At 41.0% G+C, this 13,452-nt stretch carries 11 protein-coding genes; 4 read left to right on the forward strand and 7 right to left on the reverse strand.

Annotation, left to right across the window (positions count from 1 at the left end; all coding sequences use genetic code 11):
- The 7 genes from VB654_RS07120 to tig form a co-directional block, all read right to left on the reverse strand.
- A partial coding sequence (locus tag VB654_RS07120) for an SAM-dependent methyltransferase (protein ID WP_323212948.1) occupies positions 1 to 1,424 on the reverse strand: 1,424 nt, incomplete at its 3' end.
- The gene (locus tag VB654_RS07125; RefSeq protein WP_323212949.1) at positions 1,421 to 2,083 is read right to left on the reverse strand and encodes a restriction endonuclease; all 663 of its coding nucleotides are present in this window, start codon (positions 2,081 to 2,083) and stop codon (positions 1,421 to 1,423) included. The genes VB654_RS07125 and VB654_RS07120, both read right to left, overlap by 4 nt.
- A gap of 152 nt (positions 2,084 to 2,235) precedes the next feature.
- A complete protein-coding gene (locus tag VB654_RS07130; protein ID WP_323212950.1) occupies positions 2,236 to 3,156 on the reverse strand; it encodes an alpha/beta hydrolase in 921 nt (306 codons plus the stop codon).
- Positions 3,157 to 3,332: 176 nt separating this feature from the next.
- Complete coding sequence (gene clpX, locus VB654_RS07135) at positions 3,333 to 4,667, reverse strand: ATP-dependent protease ATP-binding subunit ClpX (protein ID WP_323212951.1); 1,335 nt, start codon at positions 4,665 to 4,667, stop codon at positions 3,333 to 3,335.
- Positions 4,668 to 4,676: 9 nt separating this feature from the next.
- Positions 4,677 to 5,375 carry an ATP-dependent Clp endopeptidase proteolytic subunit ClpP gene (gene clpP / locus VB654_RS07140; protein ID WP_323212953.1) on the reverse strand — a complete coding sequence of 233 codons (699 nt, stop codon included), beginning with the start codon at positions 5,373 to 5,375 and terminating at the stop codon, positions 4,677 to 4,679.
- A 130-nt stretch (positions 5,376 to 5,505) separates the two neighbouring features.
- Positions 5,506 to 5,673 (reverse strand): hypothetical protein, encoded by a 168-nt coding sequence (locus tag VB654_RS07145; protein WP_323212954.1) that lies wholly within the window; start codon positions 5,671 to 5,673, stop codon positions 5,506 to 5,508.
- A 3-nt stretch (positions 5,674 to 5,676) separates the two neighbouring features.
- The gene (gene tig, locus VB654_RS07150) at positions 5,677 to 7,098 is read right to left on the reverse strand and encodes a trigger factor (RefSeq protein ID WP_323212955.1); all 1,422 of its coding nucleotides are present in this window, start codon (positions 7,096 to 7,098) and stop codon (positions 5,677 to 5,679) included.
- A gap of 829 nt (positions 7,099 to 7,927) precedes the next feature.
- Here tig and VB654_RS07155 point away from each other — a divergent pair.
- The 4 genes from VB654_RS07155 (at position 7,928) to petC (ending at position 13,137) form a co-directional block, all read left to right on the forward strand.
- Entirely contained in the window at positions 7,928 to 8,977 is a 1,050-nt protein-coding gene (locus VB654_RS07155) for an aspartate-semialdehyde dehydrogenase (protein WP_323212956.1), read from the forward strand.
- A gap of 240 nt (positions 8,978 to 9,217) precedes the next feature.
- Positions 9,218 to 10,102: a 4-hydroxy-tetrahydrodipicolinate synthase gene (dapA, locus tag VB654_RS07160; RefSeq protein ID WP_323212958.1), complete on the forward strand. Its 885-nt coding sequence runs from the start codon at positions 9,218 to 9,220 to the stop codon at positions 10,100 to 10,102.
- Between the two features lie 331 nt (positions 10,103 to 10,433).
- Entirely contained in the window at positions 10,434 to 12,206 is a 1,773-nt protein-coding gene (locus VB654_RS07165; RefSeq protein WP_323212960.1) for a ribonuclease J, read from the forward strand.
- A 394-nt stretch (positions 12,207 to 12,600) separates the two neighbouring features.
- The gene (gene petC / locus VB654_RS07170) at positions 12,601 to 13,137 is read left to right on the forward strand and encodes a cytochrome b6-f complex iron-sulfur subunit (protein WP_323212962.1); all 537 of its coding nucleotides are present in this window, start codon (positions 12,601 to 12,603) and stop codon (positions 13,135 to 13,137) included.
- Positions 13,138 to 13,452 lie beyond the last annotated feature (315 nt).

Raw genomic sequence — 13,452 nt, forward strand, 5'->3', positions numbered from 1 at the left:
AAGGCTGTCATATTTAAGCTATTTAAGATGCTGGACTTAATTGGCCGCTTTTCATCCCAAAAAATTAGAGACGAATAATAATTTATAGCTGCTGGAGAAGTCAAAATCTCAAAAGTCTTTTGTGCGGTTTCCTCATTATCAAAACTCAGAAAGTAAACAGTATCATCAAAAACTACAGGTTTATTAATCAGTTTGCCGATTAATCTAAACTCTAACCGCTTATAAAGTCCACAAATCGCTATTTTCCAAGGTGTAAAAGTGTATGAACCGACTCCGAAAATAGAAAATCTGGGATTACTTTTGTAGATTTTACTTTTGCGGTTATCTAAGTAACTTCCATGCGACTCTAGATAATTCCAAGTTTTAGGAGCTACATATTTTATATGTTCAGTTGATTCACCAACAAATTGTTGAGTAACTAGGACATATCTATCAGTAGTATTGACGCGATTTTGAGCAACATCAGAGCCTTTAATTAAAGGAAAAATATAGGTTTCTTCAATGTCAGCAATTTCTCCTGACTTGTTAATAAAAGTGTGATCAATTTTACGAAATTCCATGATATTTGAGCAATCATGTTTAATGCCAGAACGCCATTTTTTTGTAGTGCTGGTATCGTATAATTTACTCAGTTTATCAAAAGTAGCTATATCTCTAATCAAAACATTATTTCGATATCCTATTTTGTAGGATTTTGAGTTACCCAGACTACTAAATACATCACAACAGTAGTTTTTAGATATGGAATCAAATTCGCAGAATAATAGACAAGCTTCAACAGAAGCATTAAAATGCTTTTTTGTATCTATAGTATAAGTTGCACAATTAGCAAGGTTCAGATTATGAGAATAAAGGTAATTTAATAACTTTCTGGAAACAGAGGTTTTACAAAGCATTGCTAAGTAAGCATCACGCCCCTGTAGCCATTGGATAGCCTGAATTAGCATCCATTCTGAAATATCAAAGTTACTCTTACCAGTAATTGCATCTAAGCCGCGATGATTTTGAAAATTATTTTTATGGGGTAGGTTTTCACCACCAATAATTCCTTGTTGTGAACTTGTCACCCAAGGAAAATTACCAAGGACTAGGAGTTTACCATTTAATTGATTTATATAAGATGACCAATCAAATTGAAAAAAATCTGCATTCTGAAGCTCAATTCTTTCATCTCGTAAGCGCCGCTTCTTTGTTTTTACCTCTTGTAAATAATCTGGGTTCAGTTCTACTCCCATAATCTTATTTGTTGATTTAAACAAGTTTGAGGCTACTTCAATAAAATTACCTATCCCGCAAGTTGGCTCAATAATTACATCAGGAGATACACCCAGTTCTATCAATTTTTTACATACCTTTGTAGCGAGTTCTAGGGGTGTTTGAAAGTCTCCATATTCTACTTTTGCTTTGTCAACAGTGGGAATCATTTGTTAGCCCTGTAAACAGCAATTATACCTGCTTCTTGTCCAGCACTTTCAATAACTCTTCTATATTGAAGTCGCCATTGCAGGGCGTTAGAAATAGTTAAAAATCCTTGTAATGGATGGCTTAAAAGTATTTCATCTGCGATATTAGATGCTTCAATTTCATCCACAGGCAAATTCCGATCATACATAAAAGCAATCAAATCATCTTTATTGCCTTCATTTTCCAAGATGCTGCGAATTCCACGAGTCATCTGAAAATCAGCCGTTCTTTCTGCGCTGACATAAATTGTGTGTAGAATGTTCAAATTTGCAGTCCGGTTCATACTTTGGTCTGTCTTATCATAAACAAAGATGATTAACGCATATCCCAGCCCAAAAATTTTTTGTCGTGCAGATTTAAAAGGACAAGATGACTGTGGCTGCTTCATGCTTGTTACCTTAACATCAACCAATAACCCTGGAAAATCGATACCACTGGCGGAGTTACCCTCCACAAAATCATACTTATCTTTGAGATGTAGCTTAAATTTTTGCTCTAAATATGTTCCGATCGCTTTCCCATCAGTAACACCGTATAGTAAAGGTTCTGGGTGTCTAGACTCGGCGGCTGAAAATAGTGCAGCTTCAGTACAGAGAGTTTCTATGGTCAAAATTGTCATATTTGAAGCAAAAATTAATGACAATTATCATACCCTAGCTTGAGGTTACAGTTTTGCGATCGCTACAAAACAACCTTTTAAACTCTCATTCTCCGTACCTGGTGCGCCTCTGTGTGAGGAATCATTGCTACTTTAAAGCAATTCAAATTAAGTTAACCTGCCGACGGTTCCGGTGCATTAACCTGCAAAAATTCTTGCACCCGCCGGAGATAATTTGGCGCATCTTCCAACATAGGAAAATGTGATGTCCTGGGAATCATGGCAAACTCAATTTTGTCACTCTTTGCTGCCGCTTGACGACCCATCTCAGCCGGAATAATCTGGTCATACTCACCAGCCACCAACAAAGTTGGTACTGTCAACTTGGCAAACTCGTGGGGCATTAATTCCGCTTGGGCTTTACTGACTGAAGTATAAATTGTACCCAAGGCTGCATCATAATCCGCTTCGAGAAAATCTTGTAAAAAAGCTTGACGCTCTGAATTAGGGATAGGGCTATGCAAAAATCTCGCCATGAATATCCTATCAACCAACGGTATTTTACCTAGCCACTTAGGACGAATTTTAACTACGTAGCCACCAAATTTATGAAAAGCAGTAAAGGCTTTTTCGTCATATTCAAAAATACCGCTACAGGTTAAAATCCCTCGTTCTACTCGTTGGGGATAACTGTTCATAAACAATGTAGCAATAGATGCACCCATTGAATGAGCATTAATATAAACGTGCTGAAGTTGCAATTCATCTAGCAAAACCGCTAAATCTTCGGCATATTCTTCTAATTCATAGCTTAACTCTGTGATTGCTGTTGATTTGTTTGGGGTTGATTGTGATGCCACAACAGATGCACTGGCTGTAGCTATGTTAGGTTTTCCACGAGAACGCCCAAAACCCCGCAAATCATAAAGTAAACAATCAAATTGGTCAACTAAAACATCAGCAGTACTTTTCCAGTACCTAGCTGAACCAGCCCAACCATGAATAAAAACCATAACTGGCTTGACCAAAGAACCAGATGGTTTTTTGACCCATTCATAATAATGCTCAACACCACGGACACAAATATAAGGCATTTTGAGAGTTAGCAGTAAAAAAACATTAGTTAGGAGTGTTGAAGACTCACAACTCTTCACTCCTAACTTTACTCAGCACTCAGCACTCGGTGTACGGGCGGGTTTACTAAGGATTTTGACGAACCACAGACTGACTGCTTAAACCCGCCCCTACCTACTCAGCACTCAGCACTCAATTAAGCTGATTCTGGCTTAGGTAGGGAAGACGGATGCACTATCAATTCTGCGGTTGAGCGCTTCTCTACCATTTCTTTAGTAACCATACAGCGACTAACATCCTTCCGAGATGGTAATTCGTACATGACATCAAGCATCAATTCTTCTACAATGCCTCGCAAAGCTCTCGCACCTGTTTTTCGACGGTAGGCTTCTTGAGCGATCGCCTGTAAAGCATCCGGTTTAAAATCTAATTGGACGTTATCCATATTGAGCAGCTTTTGGTATTGTTTTACCAAAGCACTGCGTGGTTGGGTCAAAATCGCCATCAGAGCTTCTTCATCCAACGGGTCAACTACTGCAACCATTGGCACACGTCCAATAAATTCGGGAATCATGCCAAACTTCACTAGGTCATCTGGTTCTAAATAGCGCAGAGTATCAGCCGTCCGCTTCTCTTTAGACTGAATGTCTCCAGGCTGTACAAAACCCATTGACTTTTTGCCTGATCTCTGCTCTACTACCTTATCCAAACCGACGAAAGCACCGCCACAGACAAAGAGAATATTACTTGTATCAATCTGGATGCAGTCTTGATAAGGATGCTTACGCCCTCCTTGCGGTGGTACATTAGCAATTGTCCCTTCTAACATTTTCAGCAACGCTTGCTGCACGCCTTCGCCGGAAACATCGCGTGTAATGGAAGGATTTTCACTCTTGCGAGCTACTTTGTCTATTTCGTCAATGTAGATAATTCCGCGCTGGGCTTCCTCAACATCCAAATCTGCCACTTGTAACAGCCGCAGTAGAATATTTTCCACATCTTCACCAACATACCCTGCTTCTGTCAGTGTCGTGGCATCGGCCACAGCAAAGGGTACATCCAAGATGGTGGCCAAGGTTTGCGCTAAGAGGGTTTTACCACAACCAGTCGGGCCAATTAACAAAATATTAGATTTTTGCAGTTCTACAGCATCGTCTGCCTCATTTTTACCTTTGGACTGAATGACGGCTAGTCGCTTGTAGTGATTATAAACCGCTACTGACAATACTTTCTTGGCTTCGTCTTGACCGATCACGTGTTCATCTAGATATTTTTTAATCTCTCTGGGCTTAGGAATTTGGTTAAGTGAGAGATTAGAAGAGCGCGCACGACGTTTTTGAGGTGGTTCTGACCTTGGTGCTGGTTGTGATGCAGCCGTATTCGTGTCGAGTAACTCTTCATCTAGGATTTCATTACACAAGTCAACGCATTCATCGCAGATGTAGACTCCCGGCCCTGCGATTAATTTACGCACCTGCTCTTGAGACTTGCCACAAAATGAACATTTTAAATGGGAGTCGTACTTAGACATACCAGCCTCTTATTTCAGAATGGTGACGTTTTCCCCGGCGGTGGGAATATTTTGTCTGGAGATGACCTGATCAATCAAACCGTAATTTTTTGCCTCTTCTGCGGACATAAAAAAGTCACGTTCAGTATCTGCCTCAAGTCTTTCTAGTGGTTGACCAGTATGATGGCCTAGTAACTGATTTAACTTAGCTTTAACGTAAAGAATTTCTCTCGCTTGAATCTCAATATCAATGGCTTGACCTTGAGCGCCACCTAGTGGTTGGTGAATCATGATGCGAGAATCAGGTAGAGACATCCGTTTTCCAGCAGAACCTGCGGCTAACAGAAATGCCCCCATGCTTGCGGCTAATCCAAAGCATATAGTAACAACATCAGGACGGATTTGCTGCATTGTATCATAAATTGCCATACCTGCGTAGACTGAACCGCCAGGAGAATTGATATAGATTTGAATATCTTTTTCGGAGTCTTCTGCGTCTAGGAACAGCAATTGAGCGACAATTGAATTGGCAACATTGTCATCAATGGGAGTACCCAAAAAGATAATTCGCTCTCGCAGCAAGCGGGAGTAAATGTCAAAAGCCCTTTCTCCCATGCCAGATTGCTCTACTACCATCGGGACGATGTTGCTAGGGGCGCTCAGATGGGAGTTAAATTTGATTCTACTTAAACTATGGATGGGGTCATTTCCCGACTGCGATAGAAGCATATAAGAACAATTGAGAATTAAGTTAGGACAGGTTTGGTAGCAGTTATGGCTACCTTGTTCGCGGATGCAATTTTATTTGAGCTATTTGTTAACCATTATGCCTTATATATATTCCTCTCGGTGCAGCAGGTCAAGGTAAAGCGATCACAAATGCCGCTTTTCTTCCAGGTTCCGGCAATATTTCACTGAATTTTGGTGTGAAGGCGCGATGAATTAATCCTCTAACAAAAAGTGCCGAGTAGGAAATATCGTTACTCAGCACTTTCTGGTACAGACGCAATTTTTCACGTCTGAGCAAAGATTATATTGATTCTGTACTAGCTGCGGCGCTTTGTTCCTCGGTCTGAGGTGCAGTTGTTTCTGAGTCTTCTGCTGTTTCTTCTGCGGGACTTAGAGAACCTTCGGGGACAAGTTCGATTGATGAATGTTCTAGTAGCCAATCGATGATTTTTTCAGTTAACATCTCGTTTTCGACCACTGAGCGCATTCTATCAGCATCAATGTCTTGGTCTGCGTACTGTTCCATCAATTCAGCGACTCTGGCTGCAACTTCTTCGGGTGTCACCTCAATGGACTCGCGTTTACTGACTTCTAATAATCCCAAAGAGCGTTTGAGGCGTTCAATGGCTTCATCGCGCGATCGCTCCCGCAATTGAGGAATAATATCTTCAGTAAACAGCTTTCTCACGTCCAAACCTTGCTGAGACAGGCGCATCGCTGTTTGAGTCAGCATCGCGTCTATTTCTTTGTCAATTAAGGTTTCTGGTAAGTCAACTTCCACATACTTCAGTAGTTCTGCTAGTAAAGCTTCCTGCTGGTTCGCTTTGGTTTTTTCCTCAGCCTCTTTTTGATGCTGTTCTGCTAAAGAAGCCCGCAGTTCCTCCAAGGTATCAAAGTCACTAACTTCCTGGGCGAAGTCGTCGTTCAATTCCGGTAGTTCTTTTTCTTTGATTTCTTTGAGTGTGACTGTGAAAATTGCCGCTTTCCCCGCCAGTTCTTTGTTAGCATAAGGATCTGGAAACTGAGCCGAAATTTCTCTAGTTTCTTCAGGATTCATCCCTACCATGCCAGATACAAAGCCAGGAATAAACTTATCTTCTTGCAATTCTAGTTGAAAATCGGTGGCATCTGCGCCAGGAATTGGGGTTGGCTCGGCTGTTTCGTCTTCGCCTTCACCTTTGGCCAGCACACCTTTAAAATCAACTACGGCTACATCACCAATTTGGGCTGCACGTCCTTCTACTGGAATCAGCGTCGCTAATTCTTCTCTTTCTTTTTCTAGAACTTCATCAACTCGATTGGTGTCGTGTTTGATTTCCTCAGCTTTGGCTGATAAACCTGTGTACTGCACCACATTGACTTCTGGTTCTACATCTACAGCCGCTAGGAAGGTTAGGGGTTTCCCTGGTTCATAATTACTAATCAATTCCTCAAAGGAACTCCGCAGTTGTGGTTGTCCAATGGCCGGAATTTCTGCTTGTTTGAGGGCTTTTTCTACGCCCTCTTGAACTATTTCTTCCAGCGCTGCTGCTTTAATTCGAGTTACGCCAAGGCGCTGTAGTAATATCGGCCGAGGTACCTTGCCTTTACGAAACCCAGGAATAGTTGTAGTACTAGCTAAGTTTTTAATTACCTGTTCGTAAGTTTTCTTGGTAATTTCTGGCGTAATCTCGATTTCCAGACCAATTTGGCTGGCGGGAAGTTTTTCCTGGGTAACTTTCATGCTTTGTCTCTATATTTTCTGGTTTTTTGGCTCCAAGTACGCACAAGAGGCGATTTACCGCTTCTGTGGGTTGATTTCTCTTGGTTTGGTCATGGGAAGGACCCACAAGTTATCTGTGAAAATCCAATATTATCTGGATGAGTGCCTTGAGTAGATATCCAGTTTATCGTCAATGGCAAAGCGCTTGACAATTAACCGCAATAACTTTACCTATTGAAACTCGCAGTTATTACAATAACTTAAGCAATCCATTTTCCTAAATTTAAAAGGTTTAACACCGTGATATCCTGGTTCTAAAGAAGCATCTTCTAATATGGATGGTGAGATTGTTGGGTTTATCTGCTGTGGATGACTACTTTTAACTGTGCGAATGACAATTCCTCGGAACTTTAGTACATCTATCCTAGTTGGCAACCAACTTTACTCGCACCACCATGAAGTCAAAAAGCTTATTATACAGGCTTTTCACTGATTTTAAATGGTTTTGTTACTTCTGTTGTTCTGTCCTAAGTCGATATTTGTTTACTTTAAAATTACACTATGCTTAAGTGTATATACTTCGTTTTGATTCGGAACTGGGGTTGTTGTATAATATTACTATATACTAGAGATTTATATAAAGTAAGTGGAAAATTTTAGCAAAAAAGGTAGTAAATTTCAATATTGTTTAACTAAATGTAAGCTGGAAAATAAATTTACCAGATTCAAAAAATTCGCATAGAATTAAAAAAAATTTTATTAACAATCCGCGATCGCTATTTAGACAAGTTAAGTATAAATTGTCAATTGATCAAAAAATTACACATCACCTTTTAAGGAGAAAGCCAGTTTGTCGAAATCCTATCGTGTAGCTATTTTGGGAGCCACCGGTGCTGTTGGCACAGAGTTACTGGAATTACTAGAAAACCGTAACTTTCCTGTGGCAAAGTTGAAGCTATTGGCATCGGAACGGAGTGTGGGGCGATCGCTACGGTTTAAAGGGGAAGATATAGCAGTAGAATTAGTCAGCGATCGCACCCTAGAAAATGTAGATATACTTCTAGCTAGTGCAGGTGGTTCTACATCCAAAACTTGGGCAAATGTGGCAGTAGAAAAAGGTGCTGTAGTTATAGATAATTCCAGCGCCTTTCGGATGAACCCGGAAGTACCCTTAGTCGTACCAGAGGTAAATCCCTTAGCTGCTGCTAACCACAAGGGTATTATCGCTAACCCTAATTGCACCACAATCTTGATGAGCGTGGCAATTTGGCCCCTCCATCAAATCAGTCCCATACAACGGATTGTAGTTTCCACCTATCAATCGGCCAGTGGGGCTGGCGCAAAAGCCATGGCAGAAGTCAAAACCCAAGCTAAAGCCATCTTACAAGGACAGCAACCAGTAGCCGAAGTCTTGCCTTACCCCTTGGCATTTAACTTATTTCCACATAACTCTCCCCTAAACAATTTGGGTTACTGTGAGGAAGAAATGAAAATGGTCAACGAAACCCGCAAGATTTTTGGCGACCAACAAATTAGAATTACTGCTACTTGTATACGGGTTCCCGTACTGCGCGCCCATTCCGAAGCAATTAATCTAGAATTTGCCAATCCCTTTAGTGCAGATGCAGCTAGAGAAATTTTAAATCGTTCTCCTGGAGTAAAATTAATAGAAGATTGGGAAAATAATTACTTTCCCATGCCGATAGCAGCTACCGGTCAAGATGACGTTTTAGTGGGGAGAATTCGTCAAGATATTTCTCACCCATGCGGCTTAGAACTTTGGCTTTCAGGCGATCAAATACGTAAAGGTGCGGCATTGAATGCAGTACAAATTGCCGAATTATTAGTAGAAAAAAATCTACTCAAGCCAGCAAAATCATACGTTTCTAGTGAAAAATAATCACCAATGAGATTTCAGGTATTTCTCACTAGGAAAATATAAAAAAACCAATATACGTGAAATACCCTTGAAACAAATTTACCAATAGGTTATTAAAATAGAAAACCGCCGAGAATATGAAATCAGTGAACAGTGAATATCGGGATAATAAGCTAATTCGCCCAAGTTATGTCTCTTAACTGATAACTGATAACTGATAACTGTTAAAAACCAAGAGGCTAATTTAGGAGTAAACACAGGGTGGGAGAATTTGGCAGAATTTTAACCGCTATGATCACGCCGTTCAAAGCAGACGGTAGCGTTAACTATAATGTAGCGGCAGAACTAGCAGCACATCTAGTTAACAATGGTACAGATACATTAGTAGTATGTGGCACAACAGGAGAATCTCCCACCCTGACTTGGGATGAGGAATATCAACTGTTTGTGGAAGTATTGCAGGCCGTGGCCGGAAAAGCCAAGGTAATTGCCGGATGTGGTTCTAATTCCACCAAAGAAGCGATCGCAGCTACCCAAAAAGCTGCTAAAATAGGAGTACATGGTTCATTACAAGTTGTACCCTATTACAACAAACCGCCACAAGCAGGACTCTACCAGCACTTTCAAGCCATAGCCCAAGCTTGTCCAGAACTACCATTACTGTTATATAATGTCCCTGGGCGTACTGGTCAGAATCTCACTCCAGATACTGTTGCCCAGTTAGCGGTAATTAACAATATTGTTGGCATTAAAGAAGCTACTGGTAATTTAGACCAAGCGAGTGAAATCCGCCGCTTGACACCAAAAGAATTTCAGATTTACTCTGGAGATGATTCCTTAACCTTGCCCTTGTTAGCAATCGGGGCAACGGGAGTCGTTAGTGTAGCTTCTCATCTGGTAGGAAATCAACTACAGCAGATGATCCAAGCTTTTAGTGCGGGAAAAATCGAAAATGCCACCGAAATTCATCTACAACTATTTCCGTTGTTTAAAGCTTTATTTTTAACTACAAATCCTATTCCAGTTAAACAAGCGCTGAAACTTCAAGGTTGGGAGGTCGGTTCAACTCGTCTACCGCTATGCGAAGCTGACTCAGATGTTAGTGTTCAGTTAAAGGCGGTGCTTGATAAACTGGATTTGACCTAGAGAACTACTAGTTTCTTACTAACTCCTGTTGATCAAAATATATATCAATAATAAGAGTAGTTTCAACTAGTTTACACTGGGAATTTCTATGTTTTGTAGTTGAGTCAGGTATGGGGTTTAGGGAACCACAGATGTACACAAATAAGATAAATCTGTATTTGATGAAAATAAGAAGATTTATATATGTAAAATCGTTTTATTAAAGGAAAAACGGAATATCTCAAGCGAAACTTAGCTACTTTTCCATAGAAAGCCAGTATTTTCTTTCATAACAAGATTGCTAACTTTGAATTTATTAAAGCTGAAAAACCAACAACAATCCAAGGAGAACATGGTAAATAACGAAACTAAATCTGCCCTCAAAATTATTCCATTGGGCGGTTTGCACGAAATTGGCAAAAATACCTGTGTATTTGAGTACGAAGACGAAATTGTTCTTCTCGATGCCGGATTAGCTTTTCCAACCAAAGGAATGCTAGGGGTAAATATTGTCCTACCAGACACAACCTATTTACGAGAAAATCGTCATAAAATTAAAGGCATGATCGTTACCCACGGTCATGAAGACCATATCGGCGGTATTGCTTTTCACCTTAAACAATTTGACATTCCTGTGATTCATGGCCCTAGACTGGCAATGGCAATGCTAGAGGGTAAATTGGAAGAAGCAGGAGTACGCGATCGCACCGAATTAAGATCAGTTAAACCCCGTGACGTGGTAAGGATTGGTAAACATTTCTTTGCAGAATTTATCCGCAATACCCATTCCATTGCCGATAGCTTTACAGTGGCTATTCATACGCCTCTAGGTGTAGTCATCCATACAGGAGACTTCAAAATTGATCATACACCTGTAGATGGCGAACATTATGACTTGCAAAGACTAGCAGAACACGGCGAACGAGGTGTACTGTGCTTATTAAGTGATTCAACTAACGCCGAAGTCCCAGGATTTACCCCTTCAGAACGTTCAGTTTTCCCCAACTTAGACCGGGAATTTGGTAAAGCTACCGGACGCTTATTTGTCACCACCTTTTCCTCCAGTGTGCATCGCATCAACATGATTTTGCAGTTGGCGCAGAAGCATAACCGGGTGGTGTCAGTTGTGGGGCGTTCCATGCTGAATTTGATTGCTCATGCCCGCAATCTGGGTTATATCAAGTGTGATGATAGTATTTTCCATCCACTGCACGCAGTCCGGAATATGCCAGATGAAAAAGTACTGATTTTGACTACTGGCTCTCAGGGTGAAACAATGGCAGCCATGACCCGCATTGCCAACAAAGAACATTCCCAAATCAAAATTCGCCCAGGAGATACCGTACTCTTCTCTGCCAACCCAATTCCTGGGAATACTATCGCTGTGGTTAACACCATCGATAAATTGATGATTCAGGGTGCAAATGTAGTCTATGGGAAAGACAAAGGTATTCACGTCTCTGGTCACGGCTGTCAGGAAGACCAAAAACTGATGATTGCCTTAACTCGTCCCAAGTTCTTTGTGCCATTTCACGGTGAACATCGAATGCTAGTGAAGCACTCCCAAACGGCTCAGAGTATGGGTATTCCTGCCGAAAATATGGTAATTATCGAAAATGGCAACATCGTAGAACTAACTGAAGAATCTATCCGTGTTGCTGGTAAAGTCGCATCTGGCATCGAACTTGTAGATACAACCAGTGCTGGTATGGTAAGCGACACAGTCTTACAAGAACGACAACGGATGTCAGAAGAAGGACTTGTCACCATCGCCGCCGCTATTGATTGGAACGGCAAACTAATGGCTAAAGTAGAAACTCATCTGCGCGGTGTCGTTACCAGTGTAGAGCGATCGCTGGTACAAAAATGGGTACAACAACGCATTGAAGAAATGCTTAGTGTCCGTTGGTCAGAATTTGCCCAACTTCGTGAAGGCGAAAGACCAGAAGTAGACTGGGGTGGATTGCAAGGAATGTTAGAGCGGGAATTACAACGCTCCATCCGCCGAGAATTGCAATGTCAACCAACTGTAACTTTATTGATGCAAATTCCTGAAGAACCACCTGCAAAGGTTGCTGATGGTAGAAGACGACGGACTCGCACTACAGCGCAAGTAGCATCTTAATCAAGAGTGTTAACTTAAAATAGCCGTCACCCTGATTGAATTACCTCAGTTGATTGACTTAATAGCCCTGGTTTCTGAAAGAAACTGGGGTTTTGGCTTTCACTAATAACTGTTGATTCTCAAAAAGCTATATCTTGAAATAGATATTTAAAAAGTAGTTATGTATACAAAATTAGTTTTATTAATATACTTTATTTTAAGTATAAAATTAAGCTATAATAAATAGGGAAATAAGAAAAGTATTACAACACCTTTAAAGTCCCTTCTAACATTACTGCACTAAAGTTTTTGCAATCCATTTCACATTGGAAATTGCAATTTTGATCCTCTCAGGTCTAAGGATACTCAGAGCAATTTCAATGAGTTGAATCATCAATTTTTCAGGAGGTCCTTTATGGACACCAATCTTCATCTCGAAAATCCATCTCTATCAAGGCGGAAACTCCTCAACTTTCTGACCGGAGCAACCGTTGCTGCTACTGCTGGTGCTGCACTCTATCCTGTTGGCAAATTCTTCATTGCTCCAGCCGAAAAAACGGGAGCAGGGGGTGCTATTCTTGCTAAAGATATTCTGGGAAAACAAATACCAGCCGCGCAAATTCTGGCAGAATCGCCTGGAACCCGTGCCTTGGTTGCAGGTCTGGCAGGAGAACCCACTTACCTAATTGTCAAAGAAGATAATACACTAGATCACATTGGGCTAGTCGATAACTGCACTCACCTTGGTTGTACCTTCCCCTGGAACCCTCTGGATCAGGAGTTTCAGTGTCCCTGTCATGGTTCCCGCTATGCTCCAGATGGAACGGTGATACGTGGTCCGGCTCCTCTACCTCTCAAGATTGTCCAAGTTGCAGTGATCAATAATAGTATTTTGATTTCGCCCTGGACAGAAACTGATCCTCGCACTGGAAAAAACCCTTGGTGGGTCTGAAAATGAAATAATAGGGAACCAATTCGTATTTTTTATTTTTCCCATATTCTCTGCATTTGGGTTTAGAGGTTGTTTGAAAAGTCTAATTTATTACAGCCCTGGTGACTAGAAGTCGCAGCAATAGAAACATGATGCGTAGCGTCTTTCCAGAGGTAAAGCTGCCTGCGCGGGTTAAAAATCCCATTTTTTCATTAGTCCACTGAGGTGGACTTCCCTACGGCAAGCCGCTACGCGTTATCCCTATGTAGTAGCGTATCGCTAACGCGAAGCATAGCCATATTATATTCGCCCAAAATTTTTCCAACATCCTCTTAA

Source organism: Nodularia sp. UHCC 0506, from assembly GCF_034931045.1.
Lineage (GTDB): Bacteria > Cyanobacteriota > Cyanobacteriia > Cyanobacteriales > Nostocaceae > Nodularia.